19 protein-coding genes are annotated in these 17,492 nt (G+C 65.3%); 12 read left to right on the top strand and 7 right to left on the bottom strand.

Annotation, left to right across the window (positions count from 1 at the left end):
- Positions 1 to 7 precede the first annotated feature (7 nt).
- Positions 8 to 799 carry a helix-turn-helix transcriptional regulator gene (locus FXN65_RS11595; protein WP_151133343.1) on the bottom strand — a complete coding sequence of 264 codons (792 nt, stop codon included), beginning with the start codon at positions 797 to 799 and terminating at the stop codon, positions 8 to 10.
- 130 nt (positions 800 to 929) lie between these two features.
- On the opposite strand from FXN65_RS11595, the gene FXN65_RS11600 reads away from it, so the two are divergent.
- A complete protein-coding gene (locus tag FXN65_RS11600) occupies positions 930 to 1,745 on the top strand; it encodes a carbon-nitrogen hydrolase family protein (RefSeq protein ID WP_151133344.1) in 816 nt (271 codons plus the stop codon).
- Between the two features lie 85 nt (positions 1,746 to 1,830).
- A complete protein-coding gene (locus tag FXN65_RS11605; protein ID WP_151133345.1) occupies positions 1,831 to 2,928 on the top strand; it encodes a polyamine ABC transporter substrate-binding protein in 1,098 nt (365 codons plus the stop codon).
- 70 nt (positions 2,929 to 2,998) lie between these two features.
- Here FXN65_RS11605 and FXN65_RS11610 read toward each other — a convergent pair whose 3' ends face one another.
- The 3 genes from FXN65_RS11610 to FXN65_RS27870 all read right to left on the bottom strand — a co-directional run bounded on the left by FXN65_RS11610 (position 2,999) and on the right by FXN65_RS27870 (position 5,303).
- Positions 2,999 to 3,544 (bottom strand): DUF4256 domain-containing protein, encoded by a 546-nt coding sequence (locus tag FXN65_RS11610; RefSeq protein ID WP_151133346.1) that lies wholly within the window; start codon positions 3,542 to 3,544, stop codon positions 2,999 to 3,001.
- A gap of 130 nt (positions 3,545 to 3,674) precedes the next feature.
- Positions 3,675 to 4,235 carry a nucleotidyltransferase family protein gene (locus tag FXN65_RS11615; RefSeq protein ID WP_151133347.1) on the bottom strand — a complete coding sequence of 187 codons (561 nt, stop codon included), beginning with the start codon at positions 4,233 to 4,235 and terminating at the stop codon, positions 3,675 to 3,677.
- A gap of 627 nt (positions 4,236 to 4,862) precedes the next feature.
- On the bottom strand, positions 4,863 to 5,303 hold the full coding sequence (locus tag FXN65_RS27870; protein WP_178119310.1) for a hypothetical protein: 441 nt from the start codon (positions 5,301 to 5,303) through the stop codon (positions 4,863 to 4,865).
- A 52-nt stretch (positions 5,304 to 5,355) separates the two neighbouring features.
- Here FXN65_RS27870 and FXN65_RS11625 point away from each other — a divergent pair, with 52 nt between their 5' ends.
- Positions 5,356 to 5,739: a hypothetical protein gene (locus tag FXN65_RS11625; protein WP_151133348.1), complete on the top strand. Its 384-nt coding sequence runs from the start codon at positions 5,356 to 5,358 to the stop codon at positions 5,737 to 5,739.
- Between the two features lie 82 nt (positions 5,740 to 5,821).
- Here FXN65_RS11625 and FXN65_RS11630 read toward each other — a convergent pair whose 3' ends face one another.
- Complete coding sequence (locus FXN65_RS11630; RefSeq protein WP_151133349.1) at positions 5,822 to 7,531, bottom strand: amidase; 1,710 nt, start codon at positions 7,529 to 7,531, stop codon at positions 5,822 to 5,824.
- Positions 7,532 to 8,203: 672 nt separating this feature from the next.
- On the opposite strand from FXN65_RS11630, the gene FXN65_RS11640 reads away from it, so the two are divergent.
- Entirely contained in the window at positions 8,204 to 8,728 is a 525-nt protein-coding gene (locus FXN65_RS11640) for a thioredoxin family protein (RefSeq protein WP_151133350.1), read from the top strand.
- A 132-nt stretch (positions 8,729 to 8,860) separates the two neighbouring features.
- On the opposite strand, the gene FXN65_RS11645 is transcribed toward FXN65_RS11640, so the two are convergent.
- Positions 8,861 to 9,319, bottom strand: a complete 459-nt coding sequence (locus FXN65_RS11645; protein WP_151133351.1) for an Ohr family peroxiredoxin — start codon at positions 9,317 to 9,319, stop codon at positions 8,861 to 8,863.
- A gap of 368 nt (positions 9,320 to 9,687) precedes the next feature.
- On the opposite strand from FXN65_RS11645, the gene FXN65_RS11650 reads away from it, so the two are divergent.
- The 5 genes from FXN65_RS11650 (at position 9,688) to FXN65_RS11670 (ending at position 13,958) form a co-directional block, all read left to right on the top strand.
- Positions 9,688 to 10,428 (top strand): sulfite exporter TauE/SafE family protein, encoded by a 741-nt coding sequence (locus FXN65_RS11650; RefSeq protein WP_151133352.1) that lies wholly within the window; start codon positions 9,688 to 9,690, stop codon positions 10,426 to 10,428.
- A 126-nt stretch (positions 10,429 to 10,554) separates the two neighbouring features.
- Entirely contained in the window at positions 10,555 to 11,370 is an 816-nt protein-coding gene (dkgB, locus tag FXN65_RS11655) for a 2,5-didehydrogluconate reductase DkgB (protein WP_151133353.1), read from the top strand.
- Between the two features lie 127 nt (positions 11,371 to 11,497).
- Positions 11,498 to 12,436 (top strand): cyclase family protein, encoded by a 939-nt coding sequence (locus tag FXN65_RS11660; protein WP_212632333.1) that lies wholly within the window; start codon positions 11,498 to 11,500, stop codon positions 12,434 to 12,436.
- Complete coding sequence (locus FXN65_RS11665; protein WP_151133354.1) at positions 12,433 to 12,777, top strand: MoaF-related domain-containing protein; 345 nt, start codon at positions 12,433 to 12,435, stop codon at positions 12,775 to 12,777. The genes FXN65_RS11660 and FXN65_RS11665 overlap by 4 nt, the downstream gene beginning before the upstream one ends.
- Positions 12,774 to 13,958: an MFS transporter gene (locus FXN65_RS11670; protein WP_151133355.1), complete on the top strand. Its 1,185-nt coding sequence runs from the start codon at positions 12,774 to 12,776 to the stop codon at positions 13,956 to 13,958. Before FXN65_RS11665 ends, FXN65_RS11670 begins: the two co-directional genes overlap by 4 nt.
- Positions 13,959 to 14,030: 72 nt before the next feature.
- Here the strand turns inward: FXN65_RS11670 and FXN65_RS11675 are convergent, their stop codons facing one another.
- Positions 14,031 to 14,822 carry an SDR family NAD(P)-dependent oxidoreductase gene (locus FXN65_RS11675; protein ID WP_151133356.1) on the bottom strand — a complete coding sequence of 264 codons (792 nt, stop codon included), beginning with the start codon at positions 14,820 to 14,822 and terminating at the stop codon, positions 14,031 to 14,033.
- A 124-nt stretch (positions 14,823 to 14,946) separates the two neighbouring features.
- Between FXN65_RS11675 and FXN65_RS11680 the strand changes: the two genes are divergently transcribed.
- From FXN65_RS11680 to FXN65_RS11690, 3 genes are all read left to right on the top strand, one after another.
- Positions 14,947 to 15,843: a LysR substrate-binding domain-containing protein gene (locus FXN65_RS11680; protein ID WP_151133357.1), complete on the top strand. Its 897-nt coding sequence runs from the start codon at positions 14,947 to 14,949 to the stop codon at positions 15,841 to 15,843.
- A 137-nt stretch (positions 15,844 to 15,980) separates the two neighbouring features.
- Complete coding sequence (locus tag FXN65_RS11685; protein ID WP_151133358.1) at positions 15,981 to 16,991, top strand: aldo/keto reductase; 1,011 nt, start codon at positions 15,981 to 15,983, stop codon at positions 16,989 to 16,991.
- A gap of 83 nt (positions 16,992 to 17,074) precedes the next feature.
- Positions 17,075 to 17,491 carry an SRPBCC family protein gene (locus FXN65_RS11690; protein ID WP_151133359.1) on the top strand — a complete coding sequence of 139 codons (417 nt, stop codon included), beginning with the start codon at positions 17,075 to 17,077 and terminating at the stop codon, positions 17,489 to 17,491.
- Position 17,492 lies beyond the last annotated feature (1 nt).

A 17,492-nucleotide genomic window follows, 5' to 3' on the forward strand; every position in this document is an offset into this window, starting at 1 on the left:
GGGCCGCTCAGGCCTCCGCGTGGGCCTTGAGGAACAGCGAGAACAGTTCCTGGGGCGACTTGATGTTCAGCTTGGCGTAGATGTGCCGGCGGTGGACCTTCACCGTTTCGGCGGAAATCGCCAGCTTGCCGGCCACTTCCTTGTTCGAGCAGCCACTCAGGATCAACCGGATCACGTCCAGTTCGCGGGCGGTGAGCGGCGTGCCGAGGCGCTCCATGGCCTCTTCCAGGTTGTCCTGCCAACGCGCTGCCGGGCGCGGCGCGCTTTCTGCCCGGGTTCCCTCGAAGAACATGCGCTGGCGCATCAGCCCTGCCACCCAGGGACGGATCATCTCAAGTAGCGAAACCTGCTCCGGGCTGAAACGCTGGCGGCTGCCCAGGGACAGGCACAGGGTCCGTACCTCGTCCAGCTGCACGTTGAAATGCACCTCGTCTTCCTCCACGAAGTGGGTGAAGTAGAGCTGGTAGTACTCCGTCTGCTTGAAGCGTTCGGGGGCCACGTCGGCGAGGCGGAACAGCCCGGTGGCGGGATCCTCCCGGTTGGCGATGTAGAAGGGATCGAGCAGGTAGAGGCCTTGCAGATAGTCGTGGATGAAGGGGTCGGGTCCGTCTCCCTCATAGGGACTTTCGGCAAAGGCGAGGGGGCGGGAGTCGCTGAACAGCAGGACCGCCCAGCTGTCGACCGCGACGTATTCGCTGACCAGGCGGGTCAGGGCGCGCCAGAAGTCAGGCTTGTCCAGGCGCTCGATCAACTGGCCGGCGGCACGATGCCAGGCCATGTCCTGCAGGGTTGGGATCATGTATCTACCCCCATGGGGTTAAGCACTCGACGTGATAGGAAATTTGCGGGCGGGACGCATACTGGCACCGACCTTTTGCAAAAGTCACTCACTTCCCGGCCGGGGCCCAGCTCGACAACAAGGTCTGAAAATGAAGCTCGAACTCGTACAGCTCGCGGGTCGCGATGGCGACACCGCCTACAACCTCGCGCGCACCCTGGATGCCATCGCCCAATGCACGCCCGGTACCGATATCGTCGTATTCCCCGAGGCGCAGATCACCGGATTCCTCAACTCGCAGAACATCGCCGAGCGCGCCGAGCCCCTCCACGGCCCGAGCGTCCGTGCCATCCAGGCGGCGGCGCGCGAGCGCGATCTCGCCGTGGTGGTGGGGCTGATCGAGAACGACGGTGGCCGCTACTACAACACCACGGTGCTCATCACGCCCGAGGGCGTTGCCCTCAGCTATCGCAAGACCCATCTCTGGGTGGGCGAACCGGAGCTGGTGCTGCCGGGCGATCGTTTCGCCACCGTGGAATGGCGCGGCGTGCGCGTGGGCCTGCTGATCTGCTACGACACCGAGTTCCCGGAAACCTCGCGGGCCGTGGCTGCGCTCGGCGCCCAGATCATCCTGATCACCGACGGCAACATGGAGCCCTACGGCCATGTGCACCGCACTTCGGTCAGTGCCCGCGCCCAGGAGAACCAGGTGTTCGCCGTGGTGGTGAACCGGGTCGGGGAGGGCGATGACGACACCATCTTCGCCGGCGGCAGCGCAGTGGTGGACCCCTTCGGTCGGCTGCTGCTGGAGGCCGGTCGCCAGGAGTGCCGCCACGCGATCGAACTGGACATGGCGCAGCTCACCGAAGCGCGTGCGCTCTACGACTACCAGGCCGAGCAGCGCTTCCGACTGCCGGGCGAACGCGTCGAACACCCCGATGGCCGCCGCGAGCTGCTGATTCCCTGAGCGGGACCGATTCGCCATCCAACAACAAGAAGCCTGAAGGTGCTGGTCGCCGCCCCGATGTCGGCGGCCAGCCAGGAGCGAACACATGCAATCGAAGTCAGTGAAACTCGGCCTGGCCCTGCTGCTGGGGATGATGGGCGGTGTGGCCACGGCGGAAACCTCCAGCGTGCGCCTCTACAACTGGTACGACTTCATCGAGCCGGAAACGCCCAGGACCTTCGAGAAGGAATCCGGCGTTTCCATGGTGCTGGACACCTTCGACAGCATCGACGTGATGCAGAGCAAGCTCATGGTCGGGCGTACCGGCTACGACGTGGTGGTGGTCAGCGGTGACGCGCTGCCCAACCTGATCAAGGCAGGCGTGCTGGCGGAGCTGGACCGCAGCCAGCTCCCCAACTGGCACCACCTGGCCCCGGAAATCCTCGCCAAGGTGCACAGCAACGATCCCGACAACCGCTATGCGGTGCCCTACATGTGGGGCACCACGGGCATCGGCTACGACGTCGACAAGGTCACCCAGCTGCTGGGACCGGATGCCCCGGTGAACTCCTGGGACCTGATCTTCAAGGAAGAGAACATCGCCAGGCTCAGCCAGTGCGGCGTGGCCATGCTCGACTCCCCCAGCGAGATCATTCCCATCGCGCTGTATTACCTGGGCCTGCCGCCCAACAGCAGGGACCCGGCGGACTACCGCAAGGCCGAAGAACTGCTGCTGAAGATCCGCCCCCACGTGCGCTACTTCGACTCCTCCAGGTTCATCACTGACCTGGCCAACGGCAACATCTGCGCCGTGGTCGGTTGGGCCGGCGGCGTGTACGACGCCCAGGTCAACTCCGAGCGCGCCAACAATGGCCGCCACATTGCCTATCAGATTCCCCGCGAGGGCGCGCCGGTGTGGGTGGAAAGCTTCGTCCTGCTCAAGGACGCCCCGCACCCGAAAGCGGCCATGGACTTCATCGACTACATGCTGCGCCCGGAAGTGGTCGCCCGTAGCTCCAACTACCTCGGGTACCCCAACGCCAACAAGGACGCCACTGCCCATGTCGAGGAGAAGCTGCGCAGCAACCCCGGTGCCTACCCATCGAAGGAAACCATGGCGACCCTGTTCCCCCTCGAGCCGCTGCCGCTGAAGCTGGAGCGGGTGAGGACGCGGGTATGGAGCAAAGTTCGCAGCGGGACCTGAGGCGGGACCGCGTCATGAAGAAGCCCGCCCTGGCTGGAAGCCGGGGCGGGCTTCGCTCGCAGCTGTAACGCTAGACCCTCAGCGCGCCGCGGAATCCGCGCGCGGCATAGTAGGACTGCGCGCCGTTGTGATAGAGGAAAACGCAGTCGTAGCGACGGTCGCAAAAGAGCGCGCCGCCGAGTTTCCTGATGGCGGGAGGCGTTTGCACCCAGCTGGAGGTCTTGGTGTCGAAGGTCCCGAGTTCCTGCAGCGCGCGGTACTGCTGCTCGGTGAGGATCTCGACGCCCATGGCCGCGGCCAGTTCCGTGGCGCAGCCAGTGGGTTTGTTTTCCTTTCTCGAATCCAGACTCTCCCGGTCGAAGCACAGGCTCCTGCGGCCGACAGGGCTTTCGGCTGAGCAGTCGACAAAGATGAACTCGCCGCTTTCCCGGTCATGAAGCACCACATCCGGTTCGCCGCCGGTGCTCTCCATCTCGGCCAGGGAACGCAGCTTCTCCGGCGAGGATTCCAGCCTTGCCTGCACCTTCGACCAATCGACGTCCTTGTGCCGCCCCATGTTCGTTTCGAAACGGGACTTCAATGTGCCCAGCAATGCCTCGCGTTGCTTTGCGTCCACGCTGCAATCTCCCTTGGATTTTCTACCTTGATTCCGACTCGTCCGAGAGCGCTGCCCCGACGGCCTCCAACCTTAGTAGACGGCGCACGAGGCGCAAGGTTTTCTGTGTCGGCGCGAACGGCTGAATGCTTCATTCCGCCGCGAGAACCTTCAGGTCCGGCCACTTGGCGAGCCAGTTCTTCGAGCGCAGACGGTCGAGATAGATGTGATGTTTTTCGGTCTCGAATCTCGCGGTGGGCCGGACAACCAGGTTGAAGAGATCGTCCAGGCCAAAGGGCGCCGCGACTTCGAGTTCATCCTCTGCGTCAAGCCTTACCGCGACCGCGGTCGCCGTCTCCGGCCAGCGGGTCATGGCATCGGCGGCCGAGGTGTAGGGCAGGTCGGCGTTGCGCAGATGCATGCGCGCCTGGTTTTTCACCGACCAATTGAGCGAATCGTCCCTGCTGCGCAGCGATGCTTCGATGGCGCCGTCCACCTCCACACCGGTTCGCTTGGCATCGAACCAGATGACATCGATATCCGGTGGCAAGGGGGAGTTGGTGCGTTGGTGCAGGTGGTCCCACACGGCGCTGCGAACGAAGCCCGCAGCTACCCAGCAATCCGGCAAATCAAGGTCCCTCGCCAGGCGAAGGATGCGCATGCGTGCGTCGTCGGAGGCGATGAGGGTCTTTAACTGGGCGAGCTGCTGCATGGGGAAGGTTGTGGAGGCGCCGGGGCGGGACAGGTTATCAATCCCGTCTCTCTGGCGGGTAGGTTGGTGTTTGCACTGCCTGTGGGAGCGAATTCATTCGTGAATGGATTCGCTCCCACATCAAGACCCTCAGGCTGAGTACGACGCGGTGGCGGATTCCCTGGCGCGAACTCGACGGCATCAGCGACATGGCGAGTGGCTATTTTTCAGGTCCGCCGCCTACCGTTCGTCACCTGCATACCTGCATGTAAAACGCCGTTCGTGCTTCGAAACCCGCCGTGAAAAATCCCCGTCTGTTTCCCCGGTGAATCAATGTGGGAAATTTTCCCGCGAATTCGCTCTCCGTTAAAAAGGCCTGCGTTAAGCGGGCATCCCCGTTATTGCCCAACGCACCAAGAAAATCCTTGCAGCCATGCTGCCGCAAGGCCCCCGTCTGTCCAAAACACTGTGGCCAGCCATGCAAAGGGGCTTACTGGGAGCTCAAACAGAATGAGTTTCGTAGGGGAGGGGACCCAAGAGAACTGAGACGGAGGCCTGATTATGTCTTTCAAAAAATGCCTACTCGCGCTAGCGATTGGTGGCGTTCTCTCGGCATCCAGCGTGCTGGTACCTGATTACATTTCGATTTCATCCAATGCCCATGCCCAAGACGGAGGCGGTGGCAGTGGTGGTGGAGGCGGCGGCCACGGCGGTGGCGGCAGTGGTAGTGGTGGTGGAGGCGGTGGCCACGGCGGTGGCGGCGGCAGTGGTAGTGGTGGAGGCGGCCACGGTGGCGGCGGCAGCGGTAGTGGAGGTGGAGGCGGTGGCCACGGCGGTGGCGGCGGCCACGGTGGTGATGGCGGCGGCGGTGGCCATGGCGGTGGCCATGGTGGTGACGGCGATGGCGGCGGCCATGGTGGTCCCGGACATGGTGGTGATGGCGGCGGTCATGGTGGTCCCGGACATGGTGGTGATGGCGGCGGTCATGCCGGCAATGGCCATGGCGGTCCGGGACACGGTGACGCCGACAACGGCGGCATGGCCGGTAACCAGGGACCGGGCCGGGGCCACGACAACGACAACGACCATGACGCCGACGATAACGACAACGACGCCAGGGACGCTGCCAGGAATGAGGCCGATGCAGCCAGAGACGCTGCAAGAGCTGAAGCGGATGCAGCCCGGGATGCTGCAAGAGCCGAAGCGGATGCGGCCCGAGATGCCGCCAGAGCGGCTGGCGTGCCGAAAGCTGAAGCGGATGCGGCCAGAGACGCTGCCAGGGCAGCTGCGGATGCGGCCAGAGACGCCGCAAGGGCTGAGGCCGATGCAGCCAGGGACGCTGCAAAGGCTGCGAATCCGGATAACGACGACGCCGCGGATGCAGCCAGGGAAGCTGCTGAAGACGCCGCCGATGCAGCTCGTGAGGCAGCCGAAAACGCCGCTGATGCAGCCCGGGAAGCAGCCGAGGACGCCCCTGGCGCCCCGGTGGTCGCAGGTCCGGCTCCATAACGGGTCAGTAGTGTGAAGAGTCGTGTCTCTCGGAGTTCCCGGTTGGTGATTAGCCGACCGGGGCTCCGATTTTCTTGATGCCTGCAGCCAGTTCGCCGTCAGCCGCGCGGTAGCGGCGGGGTGCGCGGGGGGATCATGCGCTTCGAGCCGGTCGACTCATAGGCCGAGGCGAAACGCAGCAGGGCCGAGTCGTCGTAGGCGCGACCGGCGAAGGTCAGGCCGATCGGCATGCCGATGTCCGCCATCACGCCCATCGGCACGGTGACCGTGGGGACGCCCAGGTGGCGGATGGCGAGGTTGCCGTTGGCGACCCAGATGCCGTTGCTCCAGGCGATGTCCGCCGACTCCGGATTGATGTCCGCATCCGCCGGGGCGACGTCGGCCACGGTGGGGAACAGCACGGCGTCGAGGCCGAGCTTGTCCATCCAGTCTTCCAGGTCGAGCTTGCGCGTCTTTTCCAGGCCGCGCAGGCCTTCCGGCAGCGTCTCGATCTGGTCCCAGGTCTTCAGGCCGCGCTTGGCCATGTTGACGTACTCGTCCATGCCAGCGACGAGGTCGCCCTCGCGGTTCGGCAGGGTGCCGGGGTCGTGGGGGAAGATCTGCGGGCCGTCGACATCGGCCAGCTTGTTCAGCTTGGGATCGCCGTTGGCTCGCAGGAAATCGTCGAAGCCCCAGCCCGACAGCTCCCACAGTTCGTCGTGGAGGAATTCCTTGGAGACGATGCCGCGGTTGAACACGGTCGGCGCACCGGGACGGTCGCCCTCGCAGTTGGAAACCAGCGGGAAGTCGGTTTCGATGACCTCGGCGCCGGCCGCTTCCAGGGCCTCGCGGGCTGCTTCCCAGAGCGCGATCACCGAGGCGCGGGTGTTGATGCGCTGGCCGGTTGGGCCGCCGATGCCGGGGTTCTCGCTGGTGCCGGCTTCTTCATCCTTGTTGATGAACATGCGCGGCACACCGAAGCGCTTGCCCTTCAGGGCATCGGCCTTGGCGGCCAGGTCCAGGTAGGAGGCCGGGCGCACCGAGGCGACGCTGGGGATCGGCACCCAGGGTTGCAGGCGCCACAAGTCGCCGCGCTTGTCCTCGTCCTCGGCCACTATCACGTCCAGGATTTCCAGCAGGTCGGCCATGGTGCGGGCATAGGGCACCACGACGTCCATGGTCGGGGTCAGCGGCCAGTTGCCGCGCACCGAGATCACGCCGCGCGACGGGGTGTAGGCGCACAGGCCGTTGTTCGAGGCCGGGCCACGACCGCTGGACCAGGTTTCCTCCGCCAGGCCGAAGGCCGAGAAGCTGGCGGCGGTCGCCGTGCCCGCGCCGTTGGACGAGCCGGAGGCGAAGGGGGCAGTGAGGTAGTTGGCGTTGTAGGGGCTTTCCGCGCGGCCGTACACGCCGCGCTGCATGCCGCCGTTGGCCATGGGCGGCATGTTGGTCTTGCCCAGGCACACGGCGCCGGCGGCGCGCAGGCGTTCGATGGTGAAGGCGTCGCGGTAGGCGACCAGGTCCTTGAAGGCGGGGCTGCCGGAGGCGGCGGTGAGGCCTTTCACCAGGTAGCTGTCCTTGGCGGTATAGGGGATGCCATCCAGCGGGCCGAGGGTTTCGCCGCGGGCGCGGCGGGCGTCGGAAGCTTCGGCTTCCTTGAGCGCGTCGGGGTTGCGCACGACCACTGCGTTGAGCCGGGTAGCGGTGTCGGGGCCGTCGTAGGCATCGATACGTGCGAGGTAGGCCTTGACCAGTTCGACCGACGTGGTGCGGCCGGACTCCAGTGCATCGCGCAGTTCGGCGATGGAAACCTCGGTTACTTCGATCATGCTGTCACCGCCGGCTGTTGTTGGGTGATACCGCGACTGTCTGCATCACGCTGCACCTTGGACTCAAGGAAATCACTCATCTTCGAATCGGCTCTCATATCGGTCCTCGTTTCCCTGCGTCGTGCGGCAGGGTCTGTACGTCACGACCTGGGCTGGCCAGGTTCTCAGGCGGCCAATTTTTGCACCAAGCTGGTGCCCGGGGGAATCGCTACAGTGGTTGTCCCGGCTGTCAGCTGCATCCCTGGAGGCTTGCCGTCCTGGTTCGGGATCGGCGTTCGCAGTGTGACTACTGTAGGCTGTGCGGCCAGTTTCAGTGGATGAACAGGTCAGACAGATGACGGACAGAACCTATCGCAGGGCCATTCCCGGCGACGCGGCCCGGGGCATCGAGATACGCGGCCGCACGCGGGAGAACGCATTCTGCGCAGAAGCACTGCGGGCGCTCGGTATCACGGCCGAGTCCTGGGGCGCTGGCATCGAAGACGGCAGCTGTCCGGATTCGGGCGGCGCCTATCGCTCACCTGACGTCGAACCGGTGCGCATGGCGCACCCTGCGAAAGGGCGCGAAGCTTGCTCCAGGCCCCTCGCCCACAAGCGAATCGATGTTCCAGGAGCGTGGATGATTATTTCCGCCGGGATTGCCATTCCCGGCCCTGCAATGGAGGAATGCCAATGGCTTCTTACGAAGCACTCTTCGCCATAGGCGAGGGCTTCGACGCCTTCGTCAGCCACGGCCTGCCGGCGGAAATCGCCGCGGTGAAGTCCGTGCAGCGCCAATTGGCCGAACCGGGCGCGATCAGCGAAGCCACGCGGCAACGCGTGCAGGCGATCGAAGGTCGCTACCACCTGCTGGTGGCCGGCGAAATGTGGTGCCCGGACTGCCAGATCAACGTCACGATGCTCGACCACCTGCAGAGCACCCAGCCGCGTGTCCAGGTGGCGGTCATCACCAAGGGGCGTGCCGAGGACGACCTGCGTGAACGCCTGGAGCTGGAGCGGATCCCGATTCCGCTCGTACTGGTGCTGGATGCGGATTTCCAGCTGGTCGGTCGCTTCATCGAACGGCCGCAGGACGTGATTGCCGGTGGCGACGCGGTGAAGCCCGACTATCGGGCGGGTCGCTACCTGGAAAGCACGCTGCGCGATTTCCTGTCGATTTTCGAAGCGGCGGAAGGGCGGGTAGCCGAGGGCGTGTAAGGCCCCGGCGCTTTCATCGGGCGGGCTTGCGCCGCCCTCATCTCGGACAGTGCCTCCCTGGCACTGCATCTGCTTTTCGATCGTTCGGCAGAACCGGCCCGACCCTTGCGGTCGAACCGGCTTCCTGTTGCATCAGCCCGCGGTCACTGTCGTGGCGATGTCGATGTTGCCGTGGGTGGCCTTCGAGTACGGGCAGACTTCATGGGCTTCCCGTGCAATGGCTTCGGCGACTTCCAGCTCTACACCCGGAACGCTGACGTGGAAGCGCGCCTGGAGGAAATAGGCGTTGCCGGTCATGCCCAGGTCCACCTCGATTTCCACGGCCAGATCCTTCGGCAGCGCGACTTTCCGTTGCTGGGCCACCAGCCCGATGGCGCTGATGTAGCAGGCCGACCAGGCGCCGGCGAAGAGTTGCTCGGCGGTCGGGTGGGGCAGGGTGGCGTCGAACCGCAGGTCCTGGTTCCCACTCGCGCCATGGGGAGCGGAAAGCTGGATGTCGAGACGGCCGTGGTCGTTGCGCGAGGCGCCTTCGCGGTGGGTTACGGTGGTGTGGGTCTTGCCGGTGAACAGTACTTTTTCGATCTGGCTCATGGTGTGTTCCTCGTGGATTCGTTCGTTTGAAAAGGCAACAGAAGTGGTTGTTTACATTGTGTCGGATACGAACAAATCGTATGCGATGTGAAGATACTCACGCAGGGACGACGCGACGTCAATAGCGCTCCGTTACTCTTCCGGACGGACGGTTGGCGAGTGTTTGCTTAAATGGCGTGCGCGATCTGTTCGCGCGCGCTCTATCGCGCGCGTCCTGCTCCTGCCGGAGGTAAGCGGGTAGCTGATAGCGGTGCAAGGGCTGGGCGTTCGCTGATCGCCCGAATCACTCGAACAGGACAGGGGGACCAGGGGAAAAGCCCGCATAATGGCGCCTCGTTCGCTCCCCACCTGAACAGGCCGATCTTCCGATGTCATTCGCCGAGCTCTTTCTCCTGGGCATTCCCGCCGTCCTGCTGACGGGCATTTCCAAAGGCGGCTTCGGCGGCGCCCTGGGTGGCATCGCGGTGCCGTTGCTGGCGCTGATGATGCCGCCGACCCAGGCGGCGGCCATCATGCTGCCGATCCTCTGCATGGCGGACATCACCGGGTTGCGCCGCTTCTACGGCAAGTGGGACCCACACAACCTGAAGATCATGCTGCCGGGTGCACTGGTGGGGGTGCTGATCGGCACCCTGAGCTTCGGCCTGCTCAGCGAACGACTGATCGGCCTGATGATCGGCGGCATCGCCATCGCCTTCTTCCTGCTCAACGTGTTGAATGCCGCCGCTTCCCAGGCACCCGGCGAGCCGAAGGTGTTCAAGGGCAGCCTGCTGTCCGGCATCGCCGGCTTCACCAGCTTCGTTGCCCATGCCGGTGGGCCGCCAGTCCTGATGTACCTGCTGCCGCAGCGGATGGACAAGGTGCGCTACGTCGCGACCGTGAACTGCTTCTTCCTGCTGACCAACGCCATCAAGCTGGTGCCCTATGCCTTGCTGGGGCAGTTCACCCGCACCAGCCTGACCGCCAGCCTGGCGCTGGCTCCCGTGGTGGTCGCCGGGGTGTGGCTGGGTATCTGGCTGCAGAGTCGGGTCAACCACACCTGGTTCTACCGCGTCGCCTGGGCCGGGCTGCTGGTCACCGGTATCCAGCTGCTCGTGCAGAATTGGTAATTGCCGCACCACAGGCTGATTCTTGATTTCAAATCAAATAACTTTGGTCGATTAGCGGCTTAATCGATAAAGGTAAAGTCGACACACTGCGCGCCATTCCAGTCATTGACCGCCCGGAGCGCAGCCATGTCTTCCACCTCCTCCATCCCTTCCTTCGGCCTCGGGACCTTCCGCCTGACCGGCCAGCCCGTCATCGATTCGGTGCGCAGCGCACTGGAACTGGGTTACCGCGCCATCGACACCGCGCAGATCTACGGCAATGAAGCCGATATCGGCCAGGCCATCGCCGAGAGTGGTGTCGCCCGTTCCGAGCTGTTCCTCACCACCAAGATCTGGGTGGAGAACTACGCCAGCGGCAAGCTGGTTTCCAGCCTGCGCGAGAGCCTCGAGAAGCTGCGCACCGATCAGGTGGACCTGACGCTGATCCACTGGCCGGCGCCGGGTAACGGCGTCGAGCTGCCCGAATACATGGAGGCGCTGGCGGAGGCCAAGGCCCAGGGCCTGACGCGCCGCATCGGCATCTCCAACTTCAACATCGAGCTGACCCGGCAGGCCATTGCGGCGGTCGGCAAGGACGAGATAGCCACCAACCAGATCGAGCTCAGCCCCTACCTGCAGAACGCGGCGCTGACCGCCTTCCTGAAGGAGCAGGGCATCCCGGTCACCTCGTACATGACCCTGGCCTACGGCAAGGTGCTGAAGGACCCGGTGCTGGCCGAGATTGCCGCCAAGCACCAGGCCACCGTTGCGCAGGTCGCACTGGCCTGGGCGTTGCAGCTTGGCTATGCGGTGATTCCGTCCTCGACCCGTCGCGAAAACCTGGCCAGCAACCTGCTCGCCAGCGATCTGCGCCTGGACGCCGAGGACATGGCACAGATCGCCGCACTGGAGCGCAATGGCCGCGAAGTCAGCCCCGAGGGCCTGGCCCCGGTCTGGGACTGACGGCCACGCCAGCTCCCCTGGCGCGACTGACTCCGGCGCGCCGCTGATTCCCGATGATCACCGAATGCCGTCAGGCGAGGGCGCCTTGCGTCCCGCCGACGGCCTGAACGAATACAGGAACGTCATGATGAACACCTTCACCAGACTCGCCCTGGCCACCGCATTACCGCTGGCCATGCAGGTCGCTTCCGCCGCCGACTGGTATCCGTCGGCCTATGGCGCGAACGATGAGATAGGCGCCGCCAACCTGCTGACCCCAGACGTGGTGAAACAGGCGGTGGGGCTGGTCAGGACTGGCAAGACCTATCCGCTGGCGGTGCCGGTGGACAAGAACCTGCCGGCCTTCCGCCACCGCAGCTTCCACCTCTACAACATCCAGCCGGGCGAACAGGCCGGCCAGTCCCTCGGCCCGAACAAGTTCACCTTCAACGACGAGATGGTGAACGCCTGGACCGGCGTCGGCACCCAGCTCAACGGTATCGGCCATATCGGCATCGACAACCGTTACTACAACGGTAACCAGGCGGCCGACTTCGTCACCGTCGAAGGCGTGAAGAAGCTCGGCATCGAGAAAGTCCCGCCGTTCGTGACCCGTGGCGTGGTGCTGGACATGACCGCGCACTACGGCAAGGCCATCGTTCCCGGCGGCACCGAATTCAGCGTCGCCGACATCCAGGCGGTGCTGAAGAAGCAGGGCCTGACCCTGCGCAAGGGCGATGTGGTGCTGTTCAACACCGGCTGGCTGGAGCTGATCGGCAAGGACAACAAGCAGTTCCTCGAAGTCGAGCCGGGCATCGGCATGGAAGCGGCGAAGTGGCTGGCCGACCAGGGCATCGTCGCCTTCGGCGGCGATACCTGGGCCTCGGAGGTCTACCCCAATCCCCACGGCAAGGATGAGTTCCCGGTGAACCAGTACATGCTGGCCAAACGCGGCATCTACAACCTGGAACTGATCGACAGCCGCGCGCTGGTGCGTGACCAGGCCTGGGAGTTCCTTTTCGTCCTCGGCCAGCCGCTGTACGTCGGCTCCACCCAGGTCAACATCAACCCGGTAGCGATCAAATGACGACTTCCATTTCGCGGCCGGCCTTCGCCGGCCGCAGCTTCCGCGTCGACTACGACGGCCTGTCCGCGCACAACCTCTATTCGGCGGACGGCTCCCGCCTCCGCTACGCCATCGTCTCCGGTCCCTGCGCCGGGGCCCAGGGCGAGGCTGAGTGCCAGTGGCGGGAAATTGCCGAGGGCATCCATGTGATCTCCTGGCAGGAAGCCGACGGCGCCACCGTGGTGCACGTCGACGACTTCGCCAACGGGCGTTCGCAAGCGTTCTTCACCGCAACCGACCTGAGCTTCCACCGGATGCAGGGGACGTTGACAGAGATCGACACGGAGGAGGGCGAGCAATGAAGTCCGGTCACGTACTGCTCGCGCTGGCCATCGGTGCGTTCGGCATAGGCACTACAGAGTTCACGCCGATGGGGCTGTTGCCGGTCATCGCCGAGGGGGTGGACGTCAGCATTCCCAGTGCGGGGATGCTGGTCACCGCCTATGCCATCGGCGTGATGCTCGGTGCGCCGGTGATGACGCTGCTGTTCAGCCGCTTCGGCCGGCGCGGTGCGCTGATCTCGCTGATGGCCATCTTCACCCTTGGCAACCTGCTTTCGGCGATGGCGCCCGACTACGCCACGCTGCTTGCCTCGCGCCTGGTCACCAGCCTCAACCATGGCGCTTTCTTCGGCCTCGGGGCGGTGGTCGCGGCGAGCGTCGTGCCGAAGGAGAAGCAGGCCAGCGCAGTGGCGACCATGTTCATGGGCCTGACCATCGCCAATATCGGGGGCGTGCCGGCGGCGACCTGGGTGGGCCAGCAGGTCGGCTGGCGCGTGGCATTCGCCGGCACCGCAGGGTTGGGGCTGATCGCAATGGCCGCGCTCTGGTTCGCCCTGCCCAGAGGCGAGCGGGGCAGCGTACCCAATGTGCGTCGTGAGCTGGCCGTGATCGTTCGCCCGAACGTGTTGCTGGCGATGGCTACGACGGTGCTGGGAGCTGGCGCGATGTTCACGCTGTACACCTACGTGGCACCGGTGCTCGCCGAACTGACCGGCGCTTCGGACGCTTTCGTCACCCTGGCGCTGGTGCTGATCGGCGTTGGTTTCACCCTCGGCAATAGCCTGGGGGGGCGTCTCGCGGACTGGTCACTCGACGGTTCGACGCGGATTTTCCTCGCAGGGCTGACCGTCATCATGCTGCTCTTGCCGCTGGCGCTGACCCATCACGTGGCGGCGGCGCTGGGCTTGCTGGTCTGGGGTGTCGCGACCTTCGGCCTGGTGCCGCCCCTGCAGATGCGGGTGATGGAGGCTGCCGCCGAAGCGCCCGGACTGGCCTCGTCCATCAACGTCGGCGCCTTCAATCTTGGCAATGCGCTCGGTGCGGCACTTGGCGGCGGCGTCATTGGCCTGGGTCTCGGCTACGTCGCCGTGCCGGTGGCCGGGGGCCTGCTGGCTGCGCTGGGGCTGTTGCTGGTGTGGCTGGGGCGGGCTGGCAAGGTCGCCGAGGTCGATCTGGCCGAGCAATCCTGCGACGCTGTGTGACTGAACCTGGTTGCTGACGGAATGGCAAGAGGCCCCGGGAGGAGAACTCCCGGGGCCTTCTGTTTGCCGGCATCAGATGGCCATGCTGTCCACCACGCCACCATCTACGCGCAAGGCGGCTCCGGTGGTCGCGGAAGAGTAGGGCGAGGCGACGTAGGTCACCAGTGCGGCGACTTCGTCCACCTCGGCCACCCGCTGGATGATGGAGCTGGGGCGCTCGCGGCGCACGAATTCATCCGCTTCCTCGCGCGCGGTGCGGCCGGACTGGCGTACGGCGTCGGCCACGAGATTCGCCACGCCTTCGGTGAAGGTCGGGCCGGGGAGGATGGCGTTGACGGTGACGCCGGTGCCCGCCAGGCGCTTGGCCAGGCCGTGGGAGACAGCGAGGTTGGCGGCCTTGGTGACGCCGTAGTTGATCATCTGTGCGGGAATGGCGACGCCCGATTCCGAGGACAGGAAAATCACCCGGCCCCAGCCGCGCTGGACCATGCCGGGGGTGTAGTGGCGGGCCAGGCGCACGCCGGAGAGCACGTTGATCTCGTAGAAGTCCAGCCACTCCTGGTCGTGGGTCTCATAGAAATCGACGTCGTTATAGATGCCCAGGTTGTTCACCAGGATGTCGGCGTGGGGCTCGGCGTCGAACAGCGCCTGTGCGCCTTCGGCGTTGCCGAGATCGGCGACCACGCCACGGGCCTTGCCGTTGGCGGCACGGATGCCGGCCACGGCTTCGTCAACGGAGGCGGCATTGCGCCCGACTATGACCACGTCGGCACCGGAAGCGGCCAGCTGGCGGGCGATGCCCAGGCCGATGCCGCCGGTGGAACCACTGATGATGGCGGTCTTGCCGCCGAGATCGATCTGCATGTCGTTGATCCTCATCCAGGGGGCACGGGATGTGCCGGTAATCGTCTGGATCTGGCGCCATGCTAGGAGCGGCTTGTAAGATCGTACATGACTTAATTCGACACACTTGAGTCCTTGAGGGTCTATGCTCGATCTCAGACAACTCCGTTATTTCGTCGCCGTGGCCGAAGTCGAGCACGTCGGAAAGGCGGCGGAGCAGCTGCACATTTCCCAGTCGCCGCTGAGCCGGCAGATCGCCCAGCTGGAGGAGCGCCTCGGCCTGCAGCTGTTCGAACGCAGCCAGCAGCGCCTTCGCCTGACCTCCGACGGGCGCACCTTCCTGCATGAGGCCAAGGCGCTGCTCAAGCACGCCGAGCGCCTGGAGTCCCTCGGCCGCCGCCTGGGCCGGGGCGAGACGGGCGGGCTGTGCATCGGCTACGTCAGCCATGCCATCCATGCCGGCGTGCTGCCCGAGGCGCTGCGCCATGTGCGCGAGGAGCGTCCGGGCATCCACATCGCGCTCTACAACCTCTCGGCCCGGGAGCAGTTCGAGGGCCTGCGCCAGCGCAGCCTGGATATCGCCCTGGTGTGCGAACCGCCGGCGGAGGACGACCCGGATCTGCTCGCCGCTCCCGTATTCGACGACCCACTGCACCTCGCCTTGCCGCTGGATCACCCGCTTGCGGATAAGCCGGTGATCCTGCCAGCCGACCTGCACGAGCAGGACTGGATCATGGTGGAAGGCCAGTTGCAGCCGAATGGCCGCGAGCGTTTCCTGGCCAGTTGCGTGGCCGCCGGTTTCACCCCGCAGATCCGCCTGGAAGCCGCCGAGCCGCTGAGTGCCATCGGCCTGGTTTCGGCGGGCCTTGGGCTGGCGCTGATCCAGCAGAGCATCGGTGGCGAGCGCAACCCCAACGTGGTGCTGCGCGAACTGCCCTGGCTGGGCCAGAGCACTGGCCTGTGGGCCGCCTGGCACCGCGTCGACCTGCGGCCGATAGTGGGCGACTTCCGTGAAATGGTGCTGGCGGGCGCCAAGGTCTGACTAACAGGTGGAAGGGATTTGATGATGCGTTAGGTCTCAAGTCTGTCGAATTATGACTTGGACGGTCTTGGTTGGGCGGGCATAGGATTGCCGCCACTGGAGTTCACAAGCGACTCCCCCCAACCCGGAGAACCCCCATGAGTCTGAAGTCCCTGATCCCCACCCGCCTTGGTTTCGGCACCGCGCCGCTGGGCAACATGTTCCGCGCCGTGTCCGCCGAGGAAGTGCAGGCCACCGTCGATGCCGCCTGGAACAACGGCGTGCGTTACTTCGACACGGCTCCCTTCTACGGCGCCGGCCTGTCCGAAACCCGCCTGGGCGCCGCCCTGGCCAACCGCCCGCGTGACGAATATGTACTGAGCACCAAGGTCGGCCGCATCATCCTCGACGAACTGGAAGACCCGGTCGCCCGCGAGCTGGGCGAGAAGAGCGGCCTGTTCGAGCACGGCAACCGCAACCGCATCGTCAACGACTACAGCGCCGACGCCACCCTGCGTTCCATCGAGGACAGCCTGAAGCGCCTGGGCACCGACCGCCTGGATATCGTCTGGATCCACGACATCGCCCAGGACTTCTACGGTGACCAATGGCTGACCCAGTTCGAGATCGCCCGCACCGGCGCCTTCCGCGTGCTCACCCGCCTGCGTGAAGAAGGCGTGATCAAGGCCTGGGGCCTGGGCGTGAACCGCGTCGAGCCCATCGAGCTGACCCTGGACCTGGACGAGCCGCGCCCCGACGGCTTCCTGCTCGCCGGCCGCTACTCGCTGCTGGACCATGAGCGCGCGTTGCAACGGGTGATGCCGCAGGCGGTGGAGCAGGGTGTCGGCATCGTCGTCGGCGGCCCTTACAGCTCGGGCGTGACTGCCGGAGGTGAACACTTCGAGTACCAGAAGGCCAGCCCGGCCGTGCTGGCGAAGCTGGAGCGCATCCGTTCCGTGGCCCGCGACCACGGTGTCGACGTGAAAGCCGCCGCCCTGCAGTTCGCCCTGGCCCACCCGGCCGTGGTCGCCGCGATTCCCGGTTCGACCCGCCCGCTGCACGCCAACCAAGACCATGCAGCACTCAGCGCCGTCATCCCGGCCGTGTTCTGGAGCGACCTGCGCGCCCAGGGCCTGATCAGCGCCGTAGCACCTGTCCCGACTGTTTGAACCCTCAGTCGCCGGGCTTCGCGGCCCGGCGCATCACAACCCGTCATCGATTCATTTGGGGCCGATGCCCCGGGAGAAACATCATGGCCAAGGCCACTGCTTTCATCGACCTCAACACCGAAATCGACCAGGTCTGGCAACTGATCGGCGGCTTCGACTCGCTGCCCGACTGGCTGCCGTTCATTCCGCAGAGCGCGCTCAGCGAGGGCGGCCGCGTGCGCACCCTGAAGAGCATCGCCGGCGACACCATCATCGAGCGCCTGCTGGACTTCAACGACGCCGAGCGTCGCTACAGCTACACCATCCTCAGTGGGCCCGCACCGGTTCGCGACTATGAAGCGACCCTGCGTGTCCTGCCCGGAGACGATGGCCAGGGTTCCCGCGTGGAGTGGTTCGGTTCCTTCATCCCCGAGGGCATCAGCGACGCGGAAGCCACCGCGCTCTTCACCACCATCTATGAGGATGGCCTGGCAGCGCTGAAGCGAGCCATCGAGCGCTGAT

It is taken from the genome of Pseudomonas lalkuanensis (assembly GCF_008807375.1).
Lineage (GTDB): Bacteria > Pseudomonadota > Gammaproteobacteria > Pseudomonadales > Pseudomonadaceae > Metapseudomonas > Metapseudomonas lalkuanensis.

What these genes read in the sequence shown, in the direction of transcription:
- FXN65_RS11595 (WP_151133343.1), bottom strand. Translation starts at nt 799, where the DNA reads ATGATCCCAACCCTGCAGGACATGGCCTGGCATCGTGCCGCCGGCCAG.
- FXN65_RS11600 (WP_151133344.1), top strand. Translation starts at nt 930, where the DNA reads ATGAAGCTCGAACTCGTACAGCTCGCGGGTCGCGATGGCGACACCGCC.
- FXN65_RS11605 (WP_151133345.1), top strand. Translation starts at nt 1,831, where the DNA reads ATGCAATCGAAGTCAGTGAAACTCGGCCTGGCCCTGCTGCTGGGGATG.
- FXN65_RS11615 (WP_151133347.1), bottom strand. Translation starts at nt 4,235, where the DNA reads ATGCAGCAGCTCGCCCAGTTAAAGACCCTCATCGCCTCCGACGACGCA.
- FXN65_RS27870 (WP_178119310.1), bottom strand. Translation starts at nt 5,303, where the DNA reads ATGGTCGTTGTCGTTGTCGTGGCCCCGGCCCGGTCCCTGGTTACCGGC.
- FXN65_RS11625 (WP_151133348.1), top strand. Translation starts at nt 5,356, where the DNA reads ATGCAGCCAGAGACGCTGCAAGAGCTGAAGCGGATGCAGCCCGGGATG.
- FXN65_RS11630 (WP_151133349.1), bottom strand. Translation starts at nt 7,531, where the DNA reads ATGATCGAAGTAACCGAGGTTTCCATCGCCGAACTGCGCGATGCACTG.
- FXN65_RS11640 (WP_151133350.1), top strand. Translation starts at nt 8,204, where the DNA reads ATGGCTTCTTACGAAGCACTCTTCGCCATAGGCGAGGGCTTCGACGCC.
- FXN65_RS11645 (WP_151133351.1), bottom strand. Translation starts at nt 9,319, where the DNA reads ATGAGCCAGATCGAAAAAGTACTGTTCACCGGCAAGACCCACACCACC.
- FXN65_RS11650 (WP_151133352.1), top strand. Translation starts at nt 9,688, where the DNA reads ATGTCATTCGCCGAGCTCTTTCTCCTGGGCATTCCCGCCGTCCTGCTG.
- dkgB (WP_151133353.1), top strand. Translation starts at nt 10,555, where the DNA reads ATGTCTTCCACCTCCTCCATCCCTTCCTTCGGCCTCGGGACCTTCCGC.
- FXN65_RS11660 (WP_212632333.1), top strand. Translation starts at nt 11,498, where the DNA reads ATGAACACCTTCACCAGACTCGCCCTGGCCACCGCATTACCGCTGGCC.
- FXN65_RS11665 (WP_151133354.1), top strand. Translation starts at nt 12,433, where the DNA reads ATGACGACTTCCATTTCGCGGCCGGCCTTCGCCGGCCGCAGCTTCCGC.
- FXN65_RS11670 (WP_151133355.1), top strand. Translation starts at nt 12,774, where the DNA reads ATGAAGTCCGGTCACGTACTGCTCGCGCTGGCCATCGGTGCGTTCGGC.
- FXN65_RS11675 (WP_151133356.1), bottom strand. Translation starts at nt 14,822, where the DNA reads ATGCAGATCGATCTCGGCGGCAAGACCGCCATCATCAGTGGTTCCACC.
- FXN65_RS11680 (WP_151133357.1), top strand. Translation starts at nt 14,947, where the DNA reads ATGCTCGATCTCAGACAACTCCGTTATTTCGTCGCCGTGGCCGAAGTC.
- FXN65_RS11685 (WP_151133358.1), top strand. Translation starts at nt 15,981, where the DNA reads ATGAGTCTGAAGTCCCTGATCCCCACCCGCCTTGGTTTCGGCACCGCG.
- FXN65_RS11690 (WP_151133359.1), top strand. Translation starts at nt 17,075, where the DNA reads ATGGCCAAGGCCACTGCTTTCATCGACCTCAACACCGAAATCGACCAG.